Source organism: Paenibacillus sp. PvR098, from assembly GCF_017833255.1.
GTDB lineage: Bacteria > Bacillota > Bacilli > Paenibacillales > NBRC-103111 > Paenibacillus_G.
In genome coordinates this window covers 3,652,501-3,678,237 of record NZ_JAFIBU010000001.1, presented here as the reverse complement: position 1 = coordinate 3,678,237, position 25,737 = coordinate 3,652,501, and the positions used below count along the sequence as shown (strand labels likewise).

The 25,737-nt window shown below is 50.7% G+C and carries 17 protein-coding genes, 16 tRNA genes and 2 rRNA genes (1 of these 35 only partly in view); 4 read left to right on the top strand and 31 right to left on the bottom strand.

All coding sequences use genetic code 11. The features are described from left to right. Positions 1-272: 272 nt before the first annotated feature. Positions 273-1,025 carry a maleate cis-trans isomerase family protein gene (locus tag JOE45_RS18280; RefSeq protein ID WP_210022972.1) on the bottom strand — a complete coding sequence of 251 codons (753 nt, stop codon included), beginning with the start codon at positions 1,023-1,025 and terminating at the stop codon, positions 273-275. A gap of 771 nt (positions 1,026-1,796) precedes the next feature. Here JOE45_RS18280 and JOE45_RS18275 point away from each other — a divergent pair. Next, complete coding sequence (locus JOE45_RS18275; protein ID WP_210022973.1) at positions 1,797-2,561, top strand: isochorismatase family protein; 765 nt, start codon at positions 1,797-1,799, stop codon at positions 2,559-2,561. Between the two features lie 497 nt (positions 2,562-3,058). Here the strand turns inward: JOE45_RS18275 and bcp are convergent, their stop codons facing one another. The 4 genes from bcp to JOE45_RS18255 form a co-directional block, all read right to left on the bottom strand. Then, the gene (bcp, locus tag JOE45_RS18270) at positions 3,059-3,526 is read right to left on the bottom strand and encodes a thioredoxin-dependent thiol peroxidase (RefSeq protein WP_210022974.1); all 468 of its coding nucleotides are present in this window, start codon (positions 3,524-3,526) and stop codon (positions 3,059-3,061) included. Positions 3,527-3,676: 150 nt separating this feature from the next. Beyond that, positions 3,677-4,465 carry an ABC transporter permease gene (locus JOE45_RS18265; protein ID WP_210022975.1) on the bottom strand — a complete coding sequence of 263 codons (789 nt, stop codon included), beginning with the start codon at positions 4,463-4,465 and terminating at the stop codon, positions 3,677-3,679. A gap of 4 nt (positions 4,466-4,469) precedes the next feature. Then, on the bottom strand, positions 4,470-5,264 hold the full coding sequence (locus JOE45_RS18260) for an ABC transporter permease (protein ID WP_210022976.1): 795 nt from the start codon (positions 5,262-5,264) through the stop codon (positions 4,470-4,472). Then, a complete protein-coding gene (locus JOE45_RS18255) occupies positions 5,257-6,318 on the bottom strand; it encodes an ABC transporter ATP-binding protein (RefSeq protein WP_210022977.1) in 1,062 nt (353 codons plus the stop codon). Before JOE45_RS18255 ends, JOE45_RS18260 begins: the two co-directional genes overlap by 8 nt. Positions 6,319-6,510: 192 nt before the next feature. On the opposite strand from JOE45_RS18255, the gene JOE45_RS18250 reads away from it, so the two are divergent. The 3 genes from JOE45_RS18250 to JOE45_RS18240 all read left to right on the top strand — a co-directional run bounded on the left by JOE45_RS18250 (position 6,511) and on the right by JOE45_RS18240 (position 14,112). Next, positions 6,511-7,557: an LCP family protein gene (locus JOE45_RS18250; RefSeq protein WP_210022978.1), complete on the top strand. Its 1,047-nt coding sequence runs from the start codon at positions 6,511-6,513 to the stop codon at positions 7,555-7,557. Positions 7,558-7,705: 148 nt separating this feature from the next. Next, positions 7,706-9,046 carry a glutamate-1-semialdehyde 2,1-aminomutase gene (locus JOE45_RS18245; protein WP_210022979.1) on the top strand — a complete coding sequence of 447 codons (1,341 nt, stop codon included), beginning with the start codon at positions 7,706-7,708 and terminating at the stop codon, positions 9,044-9,046. 527 nt (positions 9,047-9,573) lie between these two features. Next, positions 9,574-14,112 carry a glutamate synthase-related protein gene (locus tag JOE45_RS18240; RefSeq protein WP_210023585.1) on the top strand — a complete coding sequence of 1,513 codons (4,539 nt, stop codon included), beginning with the start codon at positions 9,574-9,576 and terminating at the stop codon, positions 14,110-14,112. Positions 14,113-14,282: 170 nt separating this feature from the next. Here JOE45_RS18240 and JOE45_RS18235 read toward each other — a convergent pair whose 3' ends face one another. From JOE45_RS18235 to JOE45_RS18110, 26 genes are all read right to left on the bottom strand, one after another. Further along, a complete protein-coding gene (locus JOE45_RS18235; RefSeq protein ID WP_210022980.1) occupies positions 14,283-14,945 on the bottom strand; it encodes a bifunctional 2-keto-4-hydroxyglutarate aldolase/2-keto-3-deoxy-6-phosphogluconate aldolase in 663 nt (220 codons plus the stop codon). A 27-nt stretch (positions 14,946-14,972) separates the two neighbouring features. Next, positions 14,973-15,956, bottom strand: a complete 984-nt coding sequence (locus JOE45_RS18230; protein ID WP_210022981.1) for a sugar kinase — start codon at positions 15,954-15,956, stop codon at positions 14,973-14,975. Next, positions 15,956-16,711: a 2-dehydro-3-deoxy-D-gluconate 5-dehydrogenase KduD gene (gene kduD, locus JOE45_RS18225; RefSeq protein ID WP_210022982.1), complete on the bottom strand. Its 756-nt coding sequence runs from the start codon at positions 16,709-16,711 to the stop codon at positions 15,956-15,958. The genes JOE45_RS18230 and kduD overlap by 1 nt, the downstream gene beginning before the upstream one ends. Positions 16,712-16,844: 133 nt before the next feature. Continuing rightward, positions 16,845-17,711, bottom strand: coding sequence for a malonyl-ACP O-methyltransferase BioC (gene bioC, locus JOE45_RS18220; protein WP_245247065.1), 867 nt, complete (start codon positions 17,709-17,711; stop codon positions 16,845-16,847). Then, positions 17,695-18,474, bottom strand: a complete 780-nt coding sequence (locus JOE45_RS18215) for an alpha/beta fold hydrolase (RefSeq protein WP_245247376.1) — start codon at positions 18,472-18,474, stop codon at positions 17,695-17,697. Before JOE45_RS18215 ends, bioC begins: the two co-directional genes overlap by 17 nt. Before the next feature lie 50 nt (positions 18,475-18,524). After that, positions 18,525-19,676 carry an 8-amino-7-oxononanoate synthase gene (bioF, locus tag JOE45_RS18210; RefSeq protein ID WP_245247064.1) on the bottom strand — a complete coding sequence of 384 codons (1,152 nt, stop codon included), beginning with the start codon at positions 19,674-19,676 and terminating at the stop codon, positions 18,525-18,527. A gap of 14 nt (positions 19,677-19,690) precedes the next feature. Next, complete coding sequence (gene bioB / locus JOE45_RS18205; protein ID WP_210022985.1) at positions 19,691-20,683, bottom strand: biotin synthase BioB; 993 nt, start codon at positions 20,681-20,683, stop codon at positions 19,691-19,693. A gap of 39 nt (positions 20,684-20,722) precedes the next feature. Continuing rightward, positions 20,723-21,460: a dethiobiotin synthase gene (bioD, locus tag JOE45_RS18200; protein ID WP_210022986.1), complete on the bottom strand. Its 738-nt coding sequence runs from the start codon at positions 21,458-21,460 to the stop codon at positions 20,723-20,725. A gap of 922 nt (positions 21,461-22,382) precedes the next feature. Next, positions 22,383-22,456, bottom strand: a tRNA-Arg gene (locus JOE45_RS18195). An 8-nt stretch (positions 22,457-22,464) separates the two neighbouring features. Further along, positions 22,465-22,538: transfer RNA gene (locus JOE45_RS18190), tRNA-Gly, on the bottom strand. A 12-nt stretch (positions 22,539-22,550) separates the two neighbouring features. After that, positions 22,551-22,627 (bottom strand) — tRNA-Pro (locus JOE45_RS18185). Between the two features lie 8 nt (positions 22,628-22,635). After that, positions 22,636-22,715 (bottom strand) — tRNA-Leu (locus JOE45_RS18180). 29 nt (positions 22,716-22,744) lie between these two features. Continuing rightward, positions 22,745-22,819 (bottom strand) — tRNA-Gly (locus JOE45_RS18175). Positions 22,820-22,902: 83 nt separating this feature from the next. Then, a tRNA-Gly gene (locus JOE45_RS18170) sits at positions 22,903-22,977 on the bottom strand. Positions 22,978-23,005: 28 nt separating this feature from the next. Further along, positions 23,006-23,081, bottom strand: a tRNA-Lys gene (locus JOE45_RS18165). Between the two features lie 42 nt (positions 23,082-23,123). Beyond that, positions 23,124-23,195: transfer RNA gene (locus tag JOE45_RS18160), tRNA-Gln, on the bottom strand. A 15-nt stretch (positions 23,196-23,210) separates the two neighbouring features. Further along, positions 23,211-23,286, bottom strand: a tRNA-His gene (locus JOE45_RS18155). Between the two features lie 28 nt (positions 23,287-23,314). Continuing rightward, positions 23,315-23,389: transfer RNA gene (locus JOE45_RS18150), tRNA-Thr, on the bottom strand. Positions 23,390-23,479: 90 nt separating this feature from the next. Then, positions 23,480-23,556 (bottom strand) — tRNA-Asp (locus tag JOE45_RS18145). 11 nt (positions 23,557-23,567) lie between these two features. After that, positions 23,568-23,644 (bottom strand) — tRNA-Met (locus JOE45_RS18140). A 14-nt stretch (positions 23,645-23,658) separates the two neighbouring features. Further along, positions 23,659-23,734: transfer RNA gene (locus JOE45_RS18135), tRNA-Val, on the bottom strand. 17 nt (positions 23,735-23,751) lie between these two features. Then, positions 23,752-23,826, bottom strand: a tRNA-Glu gene (locus tag JOE45_RS18130). Between the two features lie 57 nt (positions 23,827-23,883). Further along, positions 23,884-23,972, bottom strand: a tRNA-Ser gene (locus JOE45_RS18125). Positions 23,973-23,977: 5 nt separating this feature from the next. Continuing rightward, positions 23,978-24,053: transfer RNA gene (locus tag JOE45_RS18120), tRNA-Asn, on the bottom strand. Positions 24,054-24,094: 41 nt separating this feature from the next. Beyond that, positions 24,095-24,211, bottom strand: a 5S ribosomal RNA gene (rrf, locus tag JOE45_RS18115). A gap of 60 nt (positions 24,212-24,271) precedes the next feature. After that, positions 24,272-25,737, bottom strand: a 23S ribosomal RNA gene (locus JOE45_RS18110); it runs 1,456 nt beyond the window's last position.

Sequence of the window (25,737 nt, the reverse complement as noted above, 5' to 3'; positions counted from 1 at the left end):
CGTAACGTTCACTAATCTCCTGTATCAACGATTCATTGACATTGGCGTTCTCGCAGCATCGGACGAGCCGGTTACCTTACACCGGCTTCCACCGCAGGGATGGCATTTTCTGTTTTTGCAGCAGATCCCCGTCTCTCCATCTCCGTTACTGCACTAATATTAATCAATGCCATACAGCACGACAAGCTTTAATGGACCAGATCACTGGTGTAGAAATATAGAAGGGCAGTGGATTAAACCACTGCCCTTCTATATTTCATTCAGCTCAAGTTCTAGTAGCTGCCGGATAACAATTTACCAGCATTAGGTACGACCGTCTTCAAATTCAGCATTTTCAGGATTTGATACACAGTCGAGGTAGCGGCCGTAAGAACCGGGATCCCCAGCCGGTTCTCCACCTCCTGAACGGCAGGAAGCGATGGCATTTGCACGCAAGCGGAAAGCACCACCGCATCCGCGTCTTGAATGTTCAGCCTTTGGGCGATATCAATTAAATTCATCGGATCAAGTCTGCCCACCTCAAGATTATCAGCCACTTCTAAGCTGATTGAATCCAGCACCTGGATATCGTACGATTCGATGTATTCGATCACCGTTTGGGTAAGGGGCTTCATATAAGGAGTTACGATGGATATTTTTTTGGCCCCCATAATTTTAAGCCCTTCGATTAATGCGCCGGCGCTGCTGATGGTCGCTATCATATCTCCCGCTTGCTCCGTTGCGTTCGTTAATTTAATTTCTGAAGAAACATGGTAACCCGGTCCTTGGCACATGATCGCAACCAGGCAGGCATAAGCCAATACGTCACAGCGGGCATCTGATAATTCAACGGCACAGCGCACGCTTTCGTGATCCATTTTCGTCAGTTCTTCCTTAGTCACATGCTTCATGCGCATCCGGCTGGAATGAAAGGTGAATTGCTCCGGCTCGATCTGTGATCGGCTGCGCAGCATTTCCGGTATTTCCGTTTCCATCGTCGTGTTTGAACTGGGGACGATCAGTCCCACTCGGTAAGCTTGCTGCAAAGATGAACACCCCTTTTGGTTAATTTGCAATGGTTCTTCCCATTACAACTGAATGAACTTCGGTGTGGAATATCGTTTTCACTGGCACAGCAGTGAGATCAAATATATGTATTACTATAAATTTGTGATAGAAATGATTGCATATACCGCACTTGTGCTCTGCTGCTGTAGTTTCCACACCCATAAATTTAGTTGGAATACAGGCTCAGGACGGAATCTTTGATCATCATATAATGATGATGGTACACCCCCTTTCAAAGCTTCATCCTATGAGTCATGCACTTCCTTGAGATGGTTTGTGCATCAATTCAATTGCTTTTCAATAAATGAGAGGATATTCCACGGTGTTCATATGCTAATGCTTAATACAATTACAATTGAACCAAACTTACCAAACATGATAAAACAAATAAAAAGTATATTAATTACCCTTAATTAAACTTACCAATCTTATTCATTCTTATCATATTTAATGGTATTATAAGACAATGACACAAACTCGTCAACCAAACTTTCGGATAAAACTTAATTTTTTGAAAATTATGTTTAGACCTTTTGCCTAATTATTAATATAAAAAAAATGTATAAATAAAGCTTATATCATACATACTCCGCCACTCTCGGCCCAGTACGTTCAATGCTTTAGCTTAGTAAATTTACAAAAGCAGGCTTATCATTTACAATAAAAATAAGTTTTGTTATCTTTGTGTAGACTTGATAATTTTGTATATATTCAAACAACTTGATTTAACAGAAAAGGATGAATGAAAGGTGAAATTATTAAATATTTCCGATGCCGCCAAACTGTTGGGGATTTCAGCAAGCACATTGCGAAGAATAGAACAAGACGGTGTAGTTGAAGGGTACGGATTAAAAGTAATTTATACTCCCGGTGGACAGAGAAGGTATCTGTTGGATGAAATACAGCAATTGTACACCCAACAGGGTTTTTCCGGACAAATTGGATTTGGCAATAAACCAGCCCTGCTCATTCGCGACCTCACCTTGGCCTTCACCGATCCCAATTCCAAATTGTCTATTCAATTAAACGAACAGATTGAAGCGACCAAGAAACTCGTCACGGCATCAATCGCCAATCATATTCCTGTGATATTCAGCAAGACCATCTACGATCCAGCGAATAAATTTTCCCTGTTATGGGGGCAAAAGTTCCCGTCTTTGCATGTGTTGGATCGAAACAGCGCTTGGGTGAAAACCCACCCGGATCTCGATAATTTCACTTATGATTTGGTCAATACCACTGTTCATATCACGGATTACTATTGCTCACCGGTTGAGGAATTTCTCAAACAAAGAGAGATTGATACCGTGATATTGGCTGGAACCACGACTAGCGGAAGCATTCGCGCAACAGCCGTGGAGTCTTTAGAGCGAGGCTATCATGTGATCGTAGCCGAAGAAGCGGTTGGAGACCGAACTGAAACGATTCAAAATACGGCACTACTCGATTTAAATGCACGGTATGCCGATGTTGTGAATGTGGACCGGATTATCAAATACATGAACGAACTATAAAGCTGCAGGTTCACGCAACTATTATAAAAAATTACCGTTATACGGTCGTATACCGGAACACCGCAAAACCTGAATCACAGGCTTTGCGGTGTTTTTAATTAGATCATTTGATGAACCTTTGCCCATCATGAAGACCCTCTCCATTATTATGTAAATAAACATAATATAAAATTAACAAACCCTTATTTATGTTGAATTATTTACAATGTCAATGACATAAAGTTAGCTTAGTATACTTAAAATTAAACTAGATTGACTATTTATTCCATTCATTATTAACATGGGGAGTAAGTGGTTATTAATGAGATGTGGTTTAGCTCTGCGAAGAACAGAGGCTGAGAGTCCAAGATTTTTTTCGTGAGGGATATCAAGAGAGTGATTTATGGAACTAGAGGCACGAACCATTGGAGGAAATTCCAGGATCAGAACAGTTATCGGCAGCCAGAAGAACGTTGGGTGGTGTGCACTGCGTTCCCCCGACTGGCCAAAAAGAATGCTTAAGTTGCCTTCACGGCCTCCAGCACTTGCTCCACATGCCCTTTTACCCTTACCTTGCGCCATTCCTTTGCTAACTTTCCTTCCTCATCGATCAGGAACGTGGAACGTACGACGCCCATGTATTCTTTGCCGTACATCTTCTTCAGCGTCCATACCCCGAACAGCTCGCATACCGTGTGGTCCGGATCGGAGAGCAGCGTGAAAGGCAGCTCGTGCTTTGCAGCAAACTTCTCATGAGATTTGGGATCGTCGGGGCTAATGCCGATGACTTCTGCATTCAATGTCTTGAACTGGCCGTTGTAATCGCGAAATTGACAAGACTCCTCCGTACACGTCGGCGTCATATCTTTCGGATAGAAATAAATAACGACCTTCCGGCCGCGGTACTGCTCCAGCGAGACTTGTTCCCCTCCACCGGCTTGAAGCGTAAAATTAGGGACGACTTGCCCCACTTCAATGGATGACATTACTAATTCCTCCTCATATATTGATACAAACATAATACAATCATGCTCTGCCATACTCAACTCATTCAGTGCAGCAGGTCACATTCCCACTATCAACAGCAGGGCGGTTGAACGAACCTATTGTCCGTTCAACCGCCCTAAATGATAACCTTATGATCCCGCTCCCCTGTACCGCTTCACTCCGTAATTCCATACCGTCAACCCGATGGTCAAGAAGACAACTCCCACAAGCGGAGTCAGCAAAGCGAAAGAGCCCCAATTGACCCGATCCAGGAAATACGCCGCGGGATAAAAGCCTACGAACCCGAACGGCAGCACCCAGGTCAGCATAATATTGATCAGCCGATTATAGATCGTCATCGGATAGCGACCGTAGTTCTGCAAATTCCACAGCATTGCCGTGATGCCGGTCGGTGAATCCGAGAAGAATGACAATGCAGTGAAAAAGATATAGATGCCCCCGTAAATCATCATCGATCCTGCGACAAGCAGCACAAACACCAACGGATCGTACCACATCATTCCAAGATCCAGCTGAGTCCAGGAGTAGCCCATGATGATCATGCCGACTAAGGCGCTGAACAAAGAAGAGGGGTCCATATTTTCCAGCATCAGCTGCACGAGATTATGTGCCGGACGCGTCAAAATCCGGTCCATTTCCCCTTTAACGATATACCGTTCACTAAAGCCCCACAGATTGAAAAAGGTAATAAACAAGCCATACGGCACCATAAAATAGCCGTAGATAAACAAGATTTGCTGCTGGTTCCATTCGCCGATCGCAGCCGTATGCTGAAACACAACCAGAATGAAGAAGAGATTCAACCCGTTAAACAGCAGGTCCGACACCACCTCCATCCAGAAGTCGGAACGGTAGGTCAGCCGGATTTTCATATAATTTTTCAAGTAATCGATCAAGAGTCCTGCATAAAACATCATGCCCTCAACCCCCCTGCACAAACAGGCGCAACCGCGCGCTGCGCCAGAGTACAAACAGCGGAAGCGTGAGAAGCAGGAACCAGAGAATCTGCGTTCCGAACACACCGTACACCGCGCTTCCCGTCACCTTCCCTGTGAACACGGATCCCGGCAAATAGGTAATCGCCGGGAACGGCAGCAGCTTCATCAGTCCCTCCGCCCATCCGGGGAAGAACGAGATCGGCACGACTAGACCGGAGAATAGGTCGACAGCCACCCGTTTCATGCGCATCAAGCCTTCATTATTTTCAAGGAAAAATGCACACAGCCCGGTAATAATATTAATCTGCGAATTAATCAGGAAGCTGAAGAACAGCATGGCAAGAAAAACAAGCCAAACCTTGGGGTCCGTCGGCAGACTTACGGGAAACAGCAGCGAAACGATCGCCATCCCGGGAACAGAAAACAACAGCAGACGAAACAAGCCTTCGCCGAGACCCTGCATCATTTTGACAATAATATAATTGTATGGACGGATGAACTGAATAGCCACGCTGCCGTCTTTAATTTCATTGGCGATTTCTCTATCCAGGTTGTTAAAATAAAACGCCCGCGCCATCCACGAAACAGCCACATAAGTAGTCATTTGTGTGACGGTCATACCGCCGAGCAGCTCCTTCGTTCCGTATATCGCCTTCCATAGAAAATAGTATGCGCCAATATTAAGAGCATAAATAATAATTCCGCTGTAATAATTGACTCGGTAGGCAAGCATCATAAGAAACCGGATACGGATAATGTCCAGATAAGCGCTAGACATGCAGGGTCACTTCCCGTTCCGCTTGATCTTTTTGCTCCGGCCGTTTGACGTCGCTGGATCCTGTTTTGTAAATCTCGCGTACAATGTCGTCCGTATTCGTTTCGACAATCTTGATATCTTCTATGCTCATGACCCCAACGACACGGGCCAGCACTTCAGAAACACTGGTAAGCTGCTGTGGGATCCATACTTTAGCCGTCAGCTCGTTATCCAGCGACCAGTTTACTTCTAGACCACTAGTTAATTCTTTCAAGCGCTCCAGCGCCACCGGCTCCCCAAATCGCAGGATAACTTCTTTGCCTTTGCCCCAGCGCTCCTTGAGCTCCTCCAGGCCACCGTCGTAAATAATCCGACCATCATCCAGCATAATCACCCGGGAGCAGAGGGCTTCAATATCCTGAAGATCGTGCGTCGTAAGCAGGATGGTTGTACCGAATCGCTTGTTCAACGATTTAAGAAACTCGCGGATTTCTGTTTTCACCACAATGTCCAGTCCGATCGTCGGCTCGTCCAAAAACAGAATCTGCGGATTATGGATCAACGAAGCCGCCAGCTCACAGCGCATTCGCTGCCCAAGACTCAGCTTGCGTACCGGCCGGTTCAGCAGCTCACCGAGCTCCAATCGGTCTACCAATTCGTCCAGCCGCGCCCGATAGTCGCTATCAGAAACGCGATACACCTTCTTGAGCAGCTGGAACGATTCTATGACGCCGATGTCCCACCACAGCTGGCTGCGTTGGCCAAACACGACTCCGATGCCGCGGACAAACTTTTCCCGCTCCTTATAAGGAATGTAGCCGTTCACTCGAATGTCGCCGGATGTCGGAACAAGGATGCCGGTAAGCATTTTGATTGTGGTCGATTTTCCGGCTCCATTCTCGCCGATGTAGCCGCAAATCTCCCCTTGGGGAATTTGAAAGCTAATGTCCTTGACGGCTCTGACCTGGTTATATTCCCTGTTAAATAAATCGCGAATCGCTCCTTTCAAGCCTTCGCGGTTCTTTTGTACCTTGAACTCCTTGCGGAGCTGATGCACGTCGATGGCCCAACTCATGGCACATCATTCCTCCTGTCAAAATATGCCGAAGCTTGCAGGGACAGCTCGAAACCTTTTATAATGAAATGTAATAGTTTCCTGCCCTTTCAGCGCATGATTCAGCTACGTTGTCTAATCCTATACACGTTATCATACACGAACGGCTCGTTTTGGAAAAGCGACGAACCCACAGGAAAGGATCTGGTTTCCATGGCACGTGCGATCAAACGAATAGTTATCATCGCTCTGCTTCTTTTGCTCGCAGGCATCGGCTATTATTCATATGCCTTCATAAACTTTGCAAACAATATTCAAAGACCCGATTCGACAAAATTCGGAGGACTGCATCCGAAACAGGTTGGCATGACCGATGTGAATGCTCCGCCCAAATGGGAAGGAAAAGAACGGGTCAACGTCCTTATTCTCGGTGGAGATTCCCGTGGTAAAAAGAATGAAGTCGGCCGATCCGATTCCATCATGGTCGCTTCCATCGACCCCGTGACGAAGAAGGCCCACTTGTTCTCCATTTTGCGCGACACCTACGTGAAGATACCGGGTTCTGGCAACGACCGGATTAACACAGCTTATGCGATCGGCGGACCCAATCTGTCCATGAAAACAGCCAGCGATCTGCTCGGCATTCCGATTCAGTATTATGTCATGACCGATTTCGAAGGCTTCATTGCGCTTGTGGACGCCATCGACGGCATTGAGATCGAAGTGGAAAAGGATATGCGGTATAAGGATTCCGCAGACAACCATCAGTATGACATCAACCTGAAAAAAGGGATTCAGCATCTCAATGGCGAGCAAGCGCTGCAGTACGTCCGGTTCCGTCATGACGCGCTAAGCGACTTCTCCCGCACTGAGCGTCAACGCAAATTTCTTCAGGCGGTTGCAGAGAAGATGCAGACGACGGGCTCGCTGATCCGGCTCCCTAAAATCTTAAACGGCATTGACCCTTATATCGAAACAAACTTGACCACTACCGATATGTTGAAGCTGGGCGCCCTTGCTTATGAAGCCAAAGCCGAGGGAATGGTTACCAAGCAGATTCCGCCTGCGGAGCTGCTTAGGGAAAGACGGGTCGGTGGAGCGGCCGTGCTAAGCGTAGACCGGAATAAGCTGCAATCCTACATTAAGAATCTCTTCCAAGGCCGCGATCCATACGCTCCTGAAGAGAAGTCTTCATCTCAAACCCATGAGGCTATCGGCAATAACGGGAGCGCCGGGACAGGATCATTGAAAAAACAATAAATAGGTTTCGATAGACGGGAAGCTTCGGCTTCCTGTTTTTTGTAGCACCAACGCTTGGAATGGATTGGATATGAAATGAGCGATACAATAGAATTGTTTATTATTGTGCGTTTACCGACAAGCCGTTTAACAGAGAGGATTGATAGTCATGACTCACCCATCCGATTACGGGAAACATAGATCCCGCTCCGAACGATTATATAAGGAAGCTTTGGAACATATTGTCGGCGGGGTGAACAGCCCGTCGAGGTCATTCAAAGCGGTTGGTGGCGGGGCGCCCGTCTTTATGAAGCGCGGCAAGGGAGCTTATTTCTGGGACGAGGACGATAACCGTTACATCGATTATTTGGCTGCCTATGGACCGATCATCCTCGGCCATGCTCATCCTCACGTAACGGAAGCCATTTGTCGTGCCGCGGAGAACGGCACGCTGTACGGGACCCCGACAGAGCTTGAAATCGAATTCGCCCGCATGCTGAAGGCAGCCATCCCCTCGATGGACAAAGTGCGCTTCGTCAATTCGGGCACAGAGGCCGTCATGACGACGATCCGTGTAGCCCGCGCTTATACGGGCCGCAATAAAATCGTCAAGTTCGCCGGCTGCTATCACGGCCACTCCGATTTAGTGCTAGTCGCTGCAGGCTCTGGCCCGTCCACGCTCGGGATCCCGGACAGCGCCGGCATTCCGGTGAGCATCGCGCACGAGGTGATCACCGTGCCGTACAACAATGTCGAAGCGCTCGAGGAAGCTCTTGCGCGCTGGGGAAATGACGTGGCCGCAGTAATGGTTGAGCCCATCGTGGGCAATTTCGGCATGGTCATGCCGAAGCCGGGCTTTCTCGAGGGACTTTGCTCGGCCGCCCGCCGCAACGGCTCTCTCGTCATCTATGACGAGGTCATCACCGCGTTCCGCTTCCACTACGGATCGGCGCAAACCTTTGACGGGCTGCCTCCGGGAACAGATTATGCAGCCATTGAGCCCGACCTGACGGCCTTGGGCAAAATCATCGGCGGCGGTCTGCCGATCGGAGCCTATGGGGGCCGTCAAGACATCATGTCGCAGGTGGCGCCTCTAGGACCGGCTTATCAAGCCGGTACGATGGCGGGCAACCCTGCATCGATCTCTGCAGGCATCGCATGCCTGCAGGCGTTGCAGGAGCCCGGCACGTATACCCTGCTGGACAAGCTGGGAGCGGCTCTCGAGGCTGGCCTGACGGCTGCTGCCGGCAAGCATGGCATCGCACTCACGGTCAACCGCATTCGCGGCGCACTATCTACGCACTTCTGCAGCCATCCGGTGACCGATTACGAGGAAGCTCAGGCTACGGACGGCGAACTGTTTGCGCAATTTTTCCGATTCATGCTGGAAGAAGGCATCTGTCTCGCTCCTTCTAAATATGAAGCGTGGTTTATGACCACCGCACATACCGATTCCGATATCGCATATACCATACAAGCGGCAGAACGCGCTTTTGCCCGCATGGTGTAAGTCGAATTCGAAGTGACAATAAATTCCGTTTATCACCCAAATCACGAACTATTATCAGATTCCGGTAATAGTTCGTTCGTTTTTTTAAATCCCTATAACAGAGCCAAAAGTCTGCCTTTATTCACCAGTTATGCAAAATAGGCAGCGCTTTCATATGTTTAAATACCGGAATGTTCTATTGTATAGCAGGCCATTTCATGTTATTCTATAACTACTTTTGAAACTAAATAATCTCGGCTAAATGTAAGGTTTTCATCATGATAGCCATGAAGATATGCGCTCATTTGGTTGATTTGGGCACATTTATTTTTTTATTATTGCCCTGTTTTGCGCTTCTTCGAAAGAAACGAAAAAACGTCAACGTAGTTAATTATGCAGAATAAATGTATTTTTATTCACTGTGTTGCCCGTTGGCTCAAGACACTTTCTTTCAGCTGCATGACCAAGCCTTAATGTTAGGACGAACCCGAATTTTATCTATCAGGGAGGTGACGGTCAGCCTGCTGACCACGAGAATGAACGAAATTATGCGTAATGAAGGCCGCTTTCAGAACCTGTTGGCCACCGAACATGATAGCTGCGGCATCATTTGTATTGTAGAAAAAAACGGGTCCCCTTCCCGCGACAACATCCAAAAGACGATAGATGCCCTTGTAAAAATGGAACATCGTTCAGGTTTTATTAATGGCGAAGGCGATGGCTGCGGTATTTTGACGGACATTCCTAGAGCGCTTTGGGAGAAAAAACTGACGGATGCCGGCTTGGACGGCAAGCTCGCTTACGATGAGCGCTTTTCCGTTGCTCATATTTTCGTTCCACGCAAGTTGGATATTTCGGCTGCTGACATGCAAAAGGGCATTCGTGAACTGTTCGCCCAGTACCAAGTCAGCATTCTTCTAGAGCAAGAGAACCAAGTCGACAGCAGCGTACTCGGCCCGAACGGCCGTAACGATGAACCGACCTTCTGGCAAATCGTAGGTCTTTGCGACAAGCAGGAAGTGAAGGTGGCAGACCACCTGTTTGAACTGCATGTTGCGATCGAAGCGAAATACACTGTGCACGTGGCTACGCTCAGCAACGTAACGGCAGCCTATAAGGTGATGGGTGCCGCCAGCATTTTGCCTAAATACTTTAACGATACTCGTGACCCTCTGTTTGCAGCCCAAGTTACCATCGGCCATAACCGCTACTCCACGAACACACAATCAAGCTTTTTCCGCGTTCAACCATTCTCTTTGCTCGGCCATAACGGCGAGATCAATACAGTCAAGAAACTGCGTTTAGAAGCCGATATGGTCGGCGTACCGCTCGTAGACGGCGGCAGCGATTCCCAAGATATGAACCGTACGATTGAAACGTTCATCCACCGCTTTGGTCTTAGCCTGTTCGAAGCGATGGAAGTCGTATTCCCTCCAATTTTGAACGAAATGAAGCTGTACCGTCCAGAGCTTCAGGATCTTTATGTTTACTATCGCCAAACTTGGGGTCATTATGCACAAGGTCCGGCCGGGATCGTGTCCCGTTACGGCAACGAATGCATTTTCAGCGTAGACGCGCTCGGTCTTCGTCCGGTCTGGATGGTAGAAAGCGATACGTCTCTTTATTTCTCCTCCGAGCAAGGCGTGATCACCGTAGGCGAGATGGTAGCCGATCCGAAGCCGATTGCACCAGGTGAAAAAATCGGTGTCGTACTGACGCCGGGAGAGCATGTGCAGGTTATTCCGTACCATCAAGTACAAGACACCGTGCTGGAGCGCGCTCAAGCACGCATTGGCTTCGAAGGCCTGCGCAAGCATTTGAATAACGAAGTGCCGTCGATAGAAGCTGCTCTTGTAGCTGACATTACGCCGACAGATGCGCTTTACAGCTCCTTCGGCTGGGACCGTGACGGCATTCAGATGATCGAGACCACAGCCCAAACCGGCGCAGAGCCGATCCGTTCCCTTGGACACGATAGCCCGCATGCCGCTCTGAATCCGGAGCGTCAGAACATTCCGGACTTCATTAAAGAGAGCGTAGCTGTCGTTACGAACCCTGCCATCGACCGTGACCGTGAAATGGAGCATTTCTCCACCCGTGTCGTGGTAGGCCCTCGCCCTGCCCTGTACGGTCAGCCGGACGAACGTCTCCGCATCGAGCTGCTTTATCCGGTTGTACTCGAAGGCAGCAACGGCGCCGACTCTTTGACTGAATTGAAGCAGCCTAGCTTTGAACAGCTCGTGGCTATGTTCGGTGCTCAGAACGGCGATGCCGTAACGACGCTCTCCACAACGTTTGCCCGCGGCACTTCGCTTGAAGAAGCACTTGATAGGCTCGGTGCAGACGCTGTGCAAGCTGTCCGTAACGGTGCCATGCTGCTGGTCCTGGATGACAGCCAGGCGCATCAGAATGACCTTTTATGGATGGATCCGCATCTTGCGGTATCCAAAGTGGATATTGCCTTGAGAGCTGAGAAACTCGGGTACGGCGACAACCTGCGCCGTCAAACGACGCTCGTGCTGCGCAGTGGCTCTATCCGTAACCTGCATGACATCGCGGTAGCCTGTGGTTTGGGTGCTGATGTATTGTCTCCTTACATCATGTTTACAACGGCTTCCTCCAAGGACGGAGCCCCGGCTGCACGCAAGGTGTTCACCGCTTTGATGAAAGGCTTGGAGAAGGTCATCTCCACCATCGGTACACATGAGCTTCGCGGCTATACCCGCTTCTTCTCCTCCATTGGACTGAAGCCGGAGCTTGCTGAAGTGCTGGATATCGTCAACTACCTGGGCAGCGATAACGCGGGTACCGGCTTTGCCGAGCTCGAAGCAGATGCGGAAGCCCGTCATAACGATTATACGAATCCGAAGGCCAAAGCGGCACGCAACTTCCGCTTCTTCCAACGGATGTGGAAAGCCCTGGGAGACGCTGCCTCCGGTACAGCTCCTTACTCGGACTATCGCGACAAGCTGCGCGAAGAGGAAAAGAAAAACCCGATTTCGATCCGTCACGTTGCCGATTTCAACTTTGAGAAAGCTCTTGCTGAAGGCCGCAAGCCATTGGATCCTTCACAAGTGAATATCGGTATCGGCGGTCACGATTTGCCTATGCTTATTTCTTCCATGTCCTTCGGTTCGCAGAACGAAACGGCATTCCGTGCTTACGCGGAAGCTGGCGAGCGGCTGAACATGGTAACGATGAACGGCGAAGGCGGCGAGATCAAAGACATGCTCGGCCGCTACAAGCGGACTCGCGGCGCGCAAGTGGCGTCCGGCCGTTTCGGTGTGAACGTAGAGCTTGCGAACGCCGTAGCCTTCCTGGAAATCAAAATCGGCCAAGGCGCGAAGCCGGGCGAAGGCGGTCATCTGCCAGGTTCGAAAGTAACGGCTAAAATCGCCGCAGCAAGGAATGCTACCATTGGTTCCGATCTGATTTCGCCATCCAACAACCATGATATTTATTCGATAGAGGACTTGGCGCAAATTATTTCCGAGCTGAAGGAAGCAAGCGGACGTAAGGCGCAAATCATTGTTAAAATTCCAGTTGTGCCAGGTATCGGTACGATTGCTGTAGGTGTTGCCAAAGCAGGTGCGGACGTCATTACGCTGTCCGGTTTTGACGGCGGTACAGGCGCGGCACGGATCCACTCCCTCACGCATGTGGGACTTCCTACGGAAATCGGCACGAAGCTCGCTCACCTCGCGCTGATCGATGCCGGTCTGCGTCATAAGGTTGAGCTTTGGTCCGACGGCGGTATGAAATCCGGTGCGGACGTTGTGAAAATGTTTATGCTCGGCGCGAACCGCGTCGGCTTCGGTTCCATCGCGATGCAATCGATCGGCTGTACGACCTGCCGCGGCTGTCACTTGGATACTTGCCACGTAGGTATCGCAACGCAAATCGACTCGATGGAAGAGGCTGAAGAGAAAGGCCTGCGCCGCTTCGTGCCTCGTGTGTACGATACGGCTGTAGAATCGCTTGTCCGCTTGTTCGGCGGAATCGGCGAAGAGATTCGCGAAATTGTCGCTCAACTAGGCTTCAAGGATGCACAGGAGCTGGTAGGGCGTTCCGATCTGCTGCATCAAACCAGCCATCTGGAGCGGATCGATCTCTCCGATCTGCTTCGTCCGGCTCCGATTTCCTTCGCTGCGGCGAAAGAAGCTGAATTCGAAGTCGCTGCCGCAGTATCCTCGGATATCCGTATCGCTGCAGGCGCGGAGGGCCAGGAGTTCTTCCCGGATGCCGTTTCCTTCCAGGCTCCGGTAGAGCGCAAGTGGAGCAAGGTAGACGCGGAATCCCGTATCTTGGGAAGCCGATATGCAAGCCATCGCGTAAGAGACCGTTTCGACGGCAGCTACGACGAGCTTCCTCCGGTCAACATTACGATGACCGATGGTTCCGTACCGGGTAACGGACTTGCGGCCTTTAACGCCCGCGGCGTAGATATTACGGTTCACGGCGGCGCGGAAGACGGGGTCGGCAAAATGTCGCTCGGCGGTAAGGTCTCCATCCTGAAATCACCGAGCAAGCACAAGCAGTTCATTAACGGCTCCGTGGGTAAATCATTCGGCTATGGTGCACAGAAAGGCTTGTTCCTGATTCAAGGAAGTGCCGACACGCGCGCTTGTATCCGTTTCTCAGGCGCCGATGTCGTATTCGGCGGTGAGATCACGTCCCCGCTTCGCGATGAACTGGGCGGTCTGGCTGCTCGCGCGAACCTCAAAGGCTTCGCGTTCGAGTATATGACGAATGGCCGTGCTGTCGTTCTCGGCGATCCGGGTCCGTGGATTTGCGCAGGGATGACCGGTGGTGTGATCTATCAGCGTCTTGTTCCTGAGATGGGACTGGATCAAGCGGCGATTGAACGCCGTGTTGCCAAAGGCGCAAAAGTCAAAATCGAAGCCGTTGGTCCGCAAAGCATCAAGGATCTGAACGAGCTGCTTGGCGCCTACCGTGATGCACTTGCCGCATCTGGTCAACCGGAAGCCGCTGCGACGATCGAAAACCTGCTGAATAACCTTCAGTCGAACTTCGTACGCATCGCACCGGTGGGTCTGCAAGCCGATCAATCGGTAGCTACCGAGTAAGATATATAAAGTAGCAAAACCCTCAGAGCTGAAAGCCCTGGGGGTTTTTTATGGTGTTTATATTTAATTATGGAAATATTCAACTCCACCAAAATCTTATGTCTTTAACAAACAGGCCCTCGCTTTTCATGCTGCGGCATGAAAGAGAAGGGCTTGTTTTACTTTTGAAATCAGCCTTTGGCGGCGCGGTAAGCTTCGATATACTGTGCCGCTTTTTTGGCCACCAGACTGTAATCTCCTGCTTTTACGGCATCTGTAGTCAAGTCGGAGCCAATACCGACCGCTACGGCGCCGGCTTTGATCCATTCGCCCAAATTGCTGAGCGACACGCCGCCCGTCGGCATCACATTGGCCTGCGGCAGCGGACCTTTGATCGCTTTAATCATCGAAGGCGAATACAAATTGCCCGGGAACAGCTTCACCACGTCGACTCCCAGCTCAAGCGCCCGCTGAATCTCCTGGATCGTCATGACACCCGGCAAGACTGGCACTCGGTAACGGTTGCACAGCGTGACTGTATCCGGATTGAGCGATGGCCCTACAACAAATTCAGAGCCGCTCAGAATCGCCACTCGTGCGGTTTCCGGATCCAGTACCGTACCTACGCCGATAATGGCATATTTACTCGGGTCCTGCGCCGTGCTGGAATACTTCTTCGCAAGCTTCTCGATCGCTTGCAGTGCAAACGGCACGGTCATCGTCACCTCGATAACCTTAATGCCTCCCTCGATAGCCTGTTCCGCCATCTCTACTACTTCATCGGGCGTGTCTCCGCGCAGTACCGCTACGACGCCCTCACCCACTAACTGCTGCATTAGTTTGATTTTCTTCATCCTTCACTCATCCGTCCCTTCTTCTATCTACCGCTCCACATGCTTCTCATTGTTTAAAAACGCTTCAACCTGCTCCCATGTAGGGGCGCCTTCCCAGTCACCCTCCATCTGCACGATCATGCAGCCGACGAGATTACCAAGGCGTACCGCTTCCTCCAGGCTGTATTCCTTAAGCAAACCAACGATGAATCCGGCACAGAAGCCATCTCCCGCTCCTACCGTATCGACTACCCGCTCGGCTTTGAAATAAGGCACCGAGCTAACTTGTCCTTGTTCAACAATGAACGTCTCGTCATCGCCGCCTTTGACGATAGATACCGCCCGAAGCTTACTTAGATGACCGACGATTTCGTCGAAGCTCTCCGTTTGGTACAGCAGCTTTAGCTCGTCCAGACCCGGCAGGAAATAGTCTGCTTCCTTGGCTAGCTCCAGCAGCACCTCACGTGCTTCCTCAAGCGACCACAGCTTCAGCCGTAGGTTCGGGTCAAAACACACCTTCACCCCATGCTTGCGGGCCAAACGGATCGCTTCCTTAACCGCCTCGCGGCAGGTTGAACTGAGTGCCGGCGTAATGCCCGTCACGTGCAAAAATTTTGCCTGCTTGATGTATTCCTCGTCCAGATGCTCCGGTCCCAGTGTACTGGCCGCTGATCCTTTACGATAATAGTAAACCGAGGGCTTGCCCGAAACATCCTCACGCAGCATTAATCCCGTTGGAGCTTCCGGTGTCAGCTCTGCACGGGAAACATCCACGCCTTCGCCGCGGATTCTCTTCAGAATCATGCGGCCGAACGGATCCTTTCCCAGGCGGCTGAACCAGCCGGCCCGGTGACCAAGCCGGGATATACCCATCGCCAAATTACCCTCTGCACCGCCAAACATCCCCTGAAATTGCTGAGCGTATTCGATGCCTTTGGGGTTCTCCGGTATCATCAGCGCCATTGACTCTCCAAAGGTAATCACTTCAGGTTGAAACATCTGTGAAGTTCCGGTTTGTCTGCTCATGCTCATTATCTAGTCATCCACCCTCCGTCCACGCACAACACGTGACCGCTCATATAGTCGGAAGCTTGCGAAGCCAAGAAAACAACAGGGCCCTGCAGGTCTTCCGGTGTACCCCACCTTGCCGCAGGAATCCGGCCCAAAATCTGCGCATTACGCTCCTCATCGGCACGCAGCGCAGCCGTATTGTCCGTAGACATATAGCCCGGGGCAATGGCGTTCACTTGAATGCCTTGACTTGCCCACTCGTTGGCAAGCGCTTTCGTTACGCCGGCCATAGCATGCTTGGAAGCTGTATATCCCGGTACATTAATTCCGCCTTGAAAAGAAAGCATGGAGGCGATATTGATAATTTTACCCGATCCTTGTTTGATCATTTCACGGCCGGCAAGCTGTGACAGGAAAAAGGCCGAGTTCAAATTCAAATTCAACACATCATGCCAATCCTGGGCTCCATGATCAGCAGCCGGCGTCCGGCGAATAATACCCGAGTTATTAACCAAAATGTCGATTTTACCGAATACGGACAGCGTCTCATCCACGACGCCTTTGAGCGCGCTCTCATCCATCAGGTTCGCTACAATGGTATGTGCCTTACGGCCCATAGCCTGGATTTGCTGCTCAACCTCGCGCGAACGGTCGTTGCTGGTGACGATCACGACTTCGGCTCCCGCTTTGGCCAGCCCTAAGGAAATCCCCCCGCCCAGACCAATCGCACCGCCGGTCACAATAGCCACTTTTCCGGTTAAATCAAACAAATTCATCTTCACACCCCATTTAAACGTTTTAAGCGTATCCGGTCTTGAACGATTTGCGGATTGCTGACCTATCTATTATAAGGCAATTACCGGCAAATCGCTAGACTATGGTATAAAAAGAAGCCGTTCCGGAACCCGATCATTCGGCGCCGAAAAAGCCATAAAGCAAATGGTATGTAGCGCGAATTCCTTCATCCATAGCAAACCGCTCCGTATACTTTTTTTCCATCTCTGCAAAAAGGCGTCGTCCCGCACGCTGGGTCTCCCCGGAATCTGAATTGGCGTTGCCTGCCCCTACCCGTTTCACACTGTACAAGAAAGTCCTGACATCCTCAAATGCCTGCACCTCCAGAGCCTCCTGACCGGTAAAGGTCAAGCCTTGCCGCAGCCCTTTAGCCCCTCGCCGTAACAGCATTTCCCACTCGCTCAGACTTAGAAAGTCCTGTCCATGGGACATCTCTGGGAGACCAAGCTCCCGCTCCGCAGCACGAAAAGCTTCATGCAGCTCGCCAAAGGTTTGCGGTCCGAACGTGGCAAACGCGAGCAGACCATCCGTACTGAGCTGTCCAAGCCATGCCTTCAACGTGCGTTCAGGATCGTCAAACCATTGGAAAACAGCGCTCGAAATGATCAAATCCGCTTGATCACACTCTTTAAGTGCAGATTCGTCATCAACTCCCTCAGGTTCGGCATCACCAACCAGCACCTCCAGCCGCCCAGCCGCAGAACTGCTATAACGCAGCCGCGTGCACTCTACCATCTGCGGAGATAAATCGATGGCCAGCACAATGGCCTCCGGATAAGCATCAAGCAGCTTACCGGTAAGCAGCCCCGTACCGCAGCCGATCTCGATGATCCGCCTTACATCCTCCGGCGCTTTTCTTTTCAAAGTTAGCTCCAGCAGATAATCCGCCATCGTTCGCTGTACGACCGCATATTGATCGTAGCTTCCGGCATGCCGGTCAAAATGCCGGCGTACCTTCCCCTTATCAATCCTCATCGTCATCAAGAAAACCCCTCAGTTGTTCGTAAAAAGTTTCCGGCTTCGTCAAGAAAGGAGCATGCCCTGCTCCCTCTAGCAGCACGCTCCTTACGCCTTTTGCGTCTCCGGGCGCCGCTCCAACCGGACAGATCGTGTCCTCACGCCCGTGAATCCACAGAATCCGACCTCCCGAGGCAGTGAACCTGGGAACCAGCGTCTTAGCCCATCCTTCTGCTAAATCGGATTCAAGTAAATAATGAAGCCCGGCCTGGAGTCCCTCCATTGAAAAATCAGTCCCGCAGACGGCTATTTCTTTACCGGCAGTCTTCTCTTCCGCAGATACCATCGAATCCGCAAACTGCCGCAGCACAGCTTCTGGGTCCGATTCCAGCTTGCTGAGCATTCGTTCTACAATCCGTCTTGGCCAGCCCAGGTTCCGATCGGCGCTGACAAAACGCAGGGTCGATCCGACCACAATGAGCCGTCTGATCCCCAGAGAATGCAGAGTCGTGCCCATCGCTCCAGCACTTTCCTCAGCCAGTACCGTAAACCGGTCGATAGCCAACATGCCGCCCATCGACCACCCGATGACCGCCTCCGGCTGCACCTCGCGGAGCGTCCGGTCCAGCGCTTCGTGGAACTCTGCGATCGAATGACAGTCCGTGTATGAAAAAAAATGATGTTCTACTCCCTGACCTGTCACCTGCTCCCGAGCAAACTGTTCCCATACGGCAGGCGACATGCCCCAGCCGTGAATCCATAAGATACGTCTTTTGCCGTCTATCATCTCTATCACCGACTTCCATACCATCTTGATCACAAAGATAGGCGATGAGCCTAGCCTAAATCACGTCCTGCTCTGTCAATTTCCTCCACCGCCCACTGCAAATCCTCGTCCCGGTGCGTAGCCATCAGTGTAAAACGTATTCTTCCCGTTCCCTCCGGCACCGTTGGCGGCCGGATCGCTACGGCGGCGATGCCCGCCTGCTGCAGCTTCTCGCTAAAATGCACCGTTTGCTCGTTACTGCCCAACAGAAGCGGTATAATATGGCACTCGCTCTCACCTGTATCGAACCCCCGCCGCTGCAGCGCATCGCGGAACCAGGCGGACTTGCGGGACAGCTCCTTACGCCGCCAATCCTCCTCCCGCACCTGGAGCCAGCTTCGCCTTACCGAGTCAATGACGGCAGGAGGCAGCGCCGTCGTGTAGATCAGGCTGCGTGCCTTGTTGACGAGATACTGCTTGAGTACCTCGTCGCCAGCAATATAGGCGCCGTAACCTCCATAGGCTTTGCTGAACGTGCCCATTTGGATTTCTACCCGTTCCGTTAAGCCAAGCTCATGCACCAGACCTTGTCCCTGTTCTCCGTAGAGTCCGCCGCTGTGCGCTTCATCAACCATCAGCATCGCGCCATAGCGGTCCTTCAGCTCCACCAGCTCCTCTAAAGGGGCTATGCTGCCGTCCATACTGAAGATCGAATCTGTGACGATCAGCTTTTTGCTGCCGGGATCCGCCTTGCAAAGCAGTGATTCCAAATGACGCAGATCACGGTGGCGGTAACGGAGATGCTCCGCGCGGCTCAACACAATGCCATCAACAATGCTGGCGTGATTCAGCCTGTCGCTGAACACGATGTCATGACGCCCTATTAAAGCCGGGATGGCGCCGACATTGGCCATGTATCCGCTGCTGAACAACAGGCAGCTTTCCGTTCCTTTAAACCGGGCGAATTCCTCTTCAAATTGTCGATACACCGGGTCATTGCCCACAATCAACCTCGAAGCGGTTGCCCCCATTCGTGCATCAGCGATTCCGCTCCGCTGCTGCAGGCCCAAGTAATCGTTCGAAGCAAGATTCAGCATCCGCTGTCCGTCCCGCAGCAGCCAGCCTTGTTCCTGCAGCTCCGATTCCACTAAAGAACGGAACTGGGCCCGCTCCTTCAGCGATTCCAATTCCGTATGCATCCACTGCCAAGCTGATTTCCTCATCTGTAGACGTCACCTTAAAGAGCGCACAGCTCGATCTCGAAACCAAGATCCTCAATCATCTTGTGGTCGGCTGTCGCCTCTTGACCTTCCGTAGTCAAATAATCGCCGACAAATACGGAGTTTGCCGCATATAGTGCTAGAGGCTGCAGCGAACGCAGGTTCACCTCGCGTCCTCCTGCTACCCGAATTTCCTTGGACGGGCAAATCAACCTCATCAAGGCAAGCACCTTCAAGCATTTGCGAGGATTCAGCTCCCGATTGTTCTCCAGCGGCGTTCCTTGAATCGAATTCAAGAAATTGACCGGAATCGAATCGGCGTCCAGCTCCCGCAGAGCATACGCCATCTCGACGATCTCTTCATTTGTCTCCCCCATACCGATGATGCAGCCCGAACATGGGGACATGCCCGCTGCCTTCGCCATTTCCACCGTATTTACCCGGTCGTCATATGTATGTGTAGTTGTAATATTGGTGAAATTTTGCTTGCTTGTGTTCAAATTATGATTATACCGGTCCACGCCCGCTTCTTTTAGCTTTATAGCCTGCTCCTCGCTCAAAATCCCAAGGCAAGCACAGATTTTCATCGGCATCGTCGATTTAATCTCTTTTACGGCCTCTACGACTTGATCAAGTTCCTTATTCGACGGACCGCGGCCGCTGGCCACAATACAGTACGTCCCGACCTTGAGCTCCATCGCTTTGCGCGCACCGTCTACCAGTGTGTCTTTCTCCAACAGCGGGTACTTTTGAATCGCGGCCTTCGATACAATCGATTGTGAGCAGTATCCGCAGTCCTCCGGGCAAAGTCCGCTCTTGGCATTGATGATCAGGTTCAGCTTCACTTTTTTCCCGTAATAATGCTTCCTTACTTTAAACGCCGCTTGCATAATGGAAAGCAGTTCGTCATCATCGGCTTGAAGTACCGATAAACCTTCCTCCAAAGTAAGCAATTCGCCGCGAATCGATTTATCCGCCAGCTCATTCCAATTAGTCTGCATTGTCAACATCCAAATTGTCCTCCTCATGAATAATGTGATTTTAATCCGCTAAAAGTATTCCATAACCGCTTGCATATCGATCCGGCGCTCTACCGTCTCCACCCACAGATCGCGCCAAGCTGACCACGCTGCATCGGTTTGTGGGCTTTCTCCGACCCAAGGCAGCATTCCCCATACGCGAACCTGACCAAATGTTTCGATCATGCGCTGGTTTTCTTTCAACATGGGGTCGAGTTCATCCTCATATCCGTTCATAATGACGCCGGCCACCCGGAGTCCTCTCTGCCTAGCATATTCTACGGTCAGTAGTGTATGGTTCACCGTGCCCAGCTTAGGACGGGCTACAATGAGCAAAGGCAGATTCAGGACTGCAGCCAAATCAGCGACCAAACAGTGCTCGGTTAAGGGGACTATCAGTCCCCCGGCTCCTTCCACAAGAAGCGGTCCATCAGCTTGAAGCCTTTGGCGTCCTTCCCGAACCAGCTCGTCCCAATCCATTGGCGTGCCCGCTCGTTCCGCTGCCATCCATGGGGCTAACGGTTCCTCAAGTGTAATGGTAGCCGTGTCTGATTCCTTTTGCTGTAGACCGCTGCCATGTACAAGCCGGTAACTATCCGCTTGGGCCTCGCCCATTCGAACTCCGGACTGCACAGGCTTCCACAGACGCAGTTTTTGTTTTCGCTCCTCGCTGCCCAGCCTACGGTGGATAGCAGCAGCAAGAGCGCCTGTCACCCATGTTTTGCCTACATCCGTATCCGTACCGGTAACGAACAATCCTGTACTCATAGGTCATACCCCTATACGCGAATCTATTAATTGTTAACCTTCGTTTATCATATTAGGTTAACAATTCAACTAAAACGTATTTTACTACACACCATTGGCGTGGACAAGTCATTTTAACCTCTTTTATTTGATCCAATTTTATCGATAGCATTCATGATTATCGTCTTGCTCTTAACTTCTCAGGAAAAAGAGGGAAAAATAGGTCATTTATCTATTTCAATCATCACATTCAATGAAATAGTCCCATTTTCTAATGCTCCTTCTGATCGACATGCGGTCGAGGTCAAGGCGAAGAACATTCAAGAAGAGTTCTCTAACCATATTTGAGATAAACAAACAATAAAATGAGGATAAAGCCATGTATGAAGTAAAGAAAGCGGGAAAGAACAACGTGGCTGTCTATCATACGCAGAAAATAAAAAATCGCTTAGCTGGATTTGGCTAAACTTTCGAACCTTGTCCCAATTCATTGAATCCGCCCGCTGCGCACTCCGTTTGTGTCAGCAGTCGAATAATGAAGGAATTAAACTATGTCGTTCGGGTATCCCGACGACTTTTTTATTTTATATTTTATGTTAAATAACAAAGACACTCCTTTACGAGTCGCAGAATTTCTTATTATGTAAGGAACTTACTCAAATATATGAGATTACTGTAAGAATTCTATAATACGGTTCCTTTATTTAAAGATGACCTTCAAAAAATGGAGTAGCCTGCTTACACAGTATTGAAGTACGCGGCAAGTTAGCTGTGTGTTGGATTATGACACATTGACAGGAAATGTGATGGAGAAAGTATATTCAAACCTTTATGAACAGATTCACTATTGCGATGTTTCTCTTACTAATTCCTGCTCTACATACCTCTAAGGTTCTCTCCCTTTATACGAAAAAAGCCCCTCGCGTATGCGAGAGACTGTTTACGTCCCAGGAGGGATTCGAACCCCCGACCGACGGCTTAGAAGGCCGTTGCTCTATCCAACTGAGCTACTGGAACTAATGATTTGGAGCGGGTGATGGGAATCGAACCCACGCTACCAGCTTGGAAGGCTGGAGTTCTACCATTGAACTACACCCGCATTAAAATATAGTGGTCGGGACGACACGATTTGAACATGCGACCCCCTGGTCCCAAACCAGGTGCTCTACCAAGCTGAGCTACGTCCCGTTATTCAATGCCGGTAGAGGGACTTGAACCCCCACGGTTTCCCTCACGATTTTGAGTCGCGCGCGTCTGCCAATTCCGCCATACCGGCCTATATGAATGAGTTGATTCAACTCATTATGGAGCGGAAGACGGGATTCGAACCCGCGACCCTCGCCTTGGCAAGGCGATGCTCTACCCCTGAGCCACTTCCGCTTAATAAATACTCCACTACTCTCCAAAAGAATATGCCCATATGAACCCCAATGGGATCGTATCTATATTTCACATATTCATTATGGAGCGGAAGACGGGATTCGAACCCGCGACCCTCGCCTTGGCAAGGCGATGCTCTACCCCTGAGCCACTTCCGCTTAATGATCTGTATTCCAGTTGAAACAATGGTGAGCCATGTAGGACTCGAACCTACGACACCCTGATTAAAAGTCAGGTGCTCTACCAACTGAGCTAATGGCTCTCAAACATTTCTCTTTTCTACATATCAGCTTTGAGAGAAATACTGGGGATCTAGGATTCGAACCTAGGCATGACGGAGTCAAAGTCCGTTGCCTTACCGCTTGGCTAATCCCCAATGTTAATAAAAGTATGGGGCGATCGAAGGGAATTGAACCCTCGAATGTCGGATCCACAAACCGATGCGTTAACCACTTCGCCACGACCGCCATATTTAGTGAATGAGGCTTATTAAAGTGGTGCCGTCGAGAGTAGTCGAACCTCCGACCTACGCATTACGAGTGCGTTGCTCTGCCTCTGAGCTACGACGGCGTAGTCTTTAAATTAAAAACGCCGGACATATCGGATATTCTCCGCATCATTCCGATGTTTATTTTGCACCTAATTTAATTAAAAAAATAATGGCGGAGCCGACGGGATTCGAACCCGCGGTCTCCTGCGTGACAGGCAGGCATGTTAGGCCTCTACACCACGGCTCCGCGAAAAAAATTGGTTGCGGGGGCAGGATTTGAACCTGCGGCCTTCGGGTTATGAGCCCGACGAGCTACCGGGCTGCTCCACCCCGCGTCAGTAAGTCTCTATGGTGGAGGCTGACGGGATCGAACCGCCGACCCTCTGCTTGTAAGGCAGATGCTCTCCCAGCTGAGCTAAGCCTCCATGGGATTAAAAAGTAATGGTGACCCGTAGGGGATTCGAACCCCTGTTACCTCCGTGAAAGGGAGGTGTCTTAACCCCTTGACCAACGGGCCTTGATAAATATGCTGCTACACGAATTCCTTTAATCCTCATCTTGCTAGTAAAATCTACGGAGAGAGAGGGATTCGAACCCTCGAGACGCTTGTGACGCCTACACGATTTCCAATCGTGCTCCTTCGGCCAGCTCGGACACCTCTCCAAAAATGGCTCCCCGAACAGGACTCGAACCTGTGACAACTCGATTAACAGTCGAGTGCTCTACCAACTGAGCTATCAGGGAATGTTAATGGTTGTTAAGTATTACATTATCAAACAATACTCGCTTGGCGACGTCCTACTCTCCCAGGACCCTGCGGTCCAAGTACCATTGGCGCTGGAAGGCTTAACGTTCGTGTTCGGTATGGGTACGCGTGGTTCCCTTCCGCCATCATCACCAAACATATTCAGGTTTGCGCCCTGAAAACTGGATCGAAACAAAGCATGCTGAAGTTCATGTATTTGGATAAGCCCTCGACCGATTAGTATTCGTCAGCTCCACACGTTGCCGCGCTTCCACCCCGAACCTATCAACCTCGTCGTCTACAAGGGGTCTTACTAATTGGGAAATCTCATCTTGAGGGGGGCTTCACGCTTAGATGCTTTCAGCGCTTATCCCTTCCGTACTTAGCTATCCAGCCGTGCCTCTGGCGAGACAACTGGTACACCAGCGGTACGTCCATCCCGGTCCTCTCGTACTAAGGACAGCTCCTCTCAAATTTCCTACGCCCACGACAGATAGGGACCGAACTGTCTCACGACGTTCTGAACCCAGCTCGCGTACCGCTTTAATGGGCGAACAGCCCAACCCTTGGGACCTACTTCAGCCCCAGGATGCGATGAGCCGACATCGAGGTGCCAAACCTCCCCGTCGATGTGGACTCTTGGGGGAGATAAGCCTGTTATCCCCAGGGTAGCTTTTATCCGTTGAGCGATGGCCCTTCCATGCGGTACCACCGGATCACTAAGCCCGACTTTCGTCCCTGCTCGACCTGTTTGTCTCGCAGTCAAGCTCCCTTATGCCTTTGCACTCTTCGAATGATTTCCAACCATTCTGAGGGAACCTTAGGGCGCCTCCGTTACTCTTTAGGAGGCGACCGCCCCAGTCAAACTGCCCACCTGACACTGTCCCCATACCGGATCACGGTACCAGGTTAGAACTCCGATACGATCAGGGTGGTATCCCAACGTCGCCTCCACACAAGCTGGCGCTCATGCTTCTCAGGCTCCCACCTATCCTGTACAGATCGTACCAAAGTCCAATATCAAGCTGCAGTAAAGCTCCATGGGGTCTTTCCGTCTTGTCGCGGGTAACCTGCATCTTCACAGGTATTAAAATTTCACCGGATCTCTCGTCGAGACAGCGCCCAAGTCGTTACGCCATTCGTGCGGGTCAGAATTTACCTGACAAGGAATTTCGCTACCTTAGGACCGTTATAGTTACGGCCGCCGTTTACTGGGGCTTCGGTTCACAGCTTCGGATTGCTCCTAACCGCTCCCCTTAACCTTCCAGCACCGGGCAGGCGTCAGCCCGTATACTTCGCCTTGCGGCTTCGCACAGACCTGTGTTTTTGCTAAACAGTCGCTTGGGCCTTTTCACTGCGGCCCCCTCGGGCTATTCACCCTACCGAGGCACCCCTTCTCCCGAAGTTACGGGGTCATTTTGCCGAGTTCCTTAACGAGAGTTCTTCCGCGCGCCTTAGCATGCTCTGCTCGCCTACCTGTGTCGGTTTGCGGTACGGGCACCTTCTCCCTGGCTAGAGGCTTTTCTTGGCAGCCTGAACTCATGACCTTCGGTACTGTAATTTTCCCTCCCCATCACAGCTTAGCCTTAATGATGTGCGGATTTGCCTACACATCAGCCTCACTGCTTGGACGAGCATCCATCAGCTCGCGTCACTATCCTTCTGCGTCACCCCATTGCTCAT

Coding starts and splice junctions, on each gene's coding strand:
- bioB (WP_210022985.1), bottom strand. CDS start 20,683: ATGTTGACAATGCAGACTAATTGGAATGAGCTGGCGGATAAATCGATT.
- JOE45_RS18265 (WP_210022975.1), bottom strand. CDS start 4,465: ATGATGTTTTATGCAGGACTCTTGATCGATTACTTGAAAAATTATATG.
- kduD (WP_210022982.1), bottom strand. CDS start 16,711: ATGAATTTGTTTGATTTAACCGGAAAAGTGGCTATTGTGACCGGCGGT.
- JOE45_RS18235 (WP_210022980.1), bottom strand. CDS start 14,945: ATGAAGAAAATCAAACTAATGCAGCAGTTAGTGGGTGAGGGCGTCGTA.
- bioF (WP_245247064.1), bottom strand. CDS start 19,676: ATGAGGAAATCAGCTTGGCAGTGGATGCATACGGAATTGGAATCGCTG.
- JOE45_RS18260 (WP_210022976.1), bottom strand. CDS start 5,264: ATGTCTAGCGCTTATCTGGACATTATCCGTATCCGGTTTCTTATGATG.
- JOE45_RS18215 (WP_245247376.1), bottom strand. CDS start 18,474: ATGATAGACGGCAAAAGACGTATCTTATGGATTCACGGCTGGGGCATG.
- JOE45_RS18230 (WP_210022981.1), bottom strand. CDS start 15,956: ATGAGCATGAGCAGACAAACCGGAACTTCACAGATGTTTCAACCTGAA.
- bioD (WP_210022986.1), bottom strand. CDS start 21,460: ATGAGTACAGGATTGTTCGTTACCGGTACGGATACGGATGTAGGCAAA.
- bioC (WP_245247065.1), bottom strand. CDS start 17,711: ATGACGATGAGGATTGATAAGGGGAAGGTACGCCGGCATTTTGACCGG.
- bcp (WP_210022974.1), bottom strand. CDS start 3,526: ATGTCATCCATTGAAGTGGGGCAAGTCGTCCCTAATTTTACGCTTCAA.
- JOE45_RS18240 (WP_210023585.1), top strand. CDS start 9,574: ATGCGTAATGAAGGCCGCTTTCAGAACCTGTTGGCCACCGAACATGAT.
- JOE45_RS18255 (WP_210022977.1), bottom strand. CDS start 6,318: ATGAGTTGGGCCATCGACGTGCATCAGCTCCGCAAGGAGTTCAAGGTA.
- JOE45_RS18245 (WP_210022979.1), top strand. CDS start 7,706: ATGACTCACCCATCCGATTACGGGAAACATAGATCCCGCTCCGAACGA.
- JOE45_RS18250 (WP_210022978.1), top strand. CDS start 6,511: ATGGCACGTGCGATCAAACGAATAGTTATCATCGCTCTGCTTCTTTTG.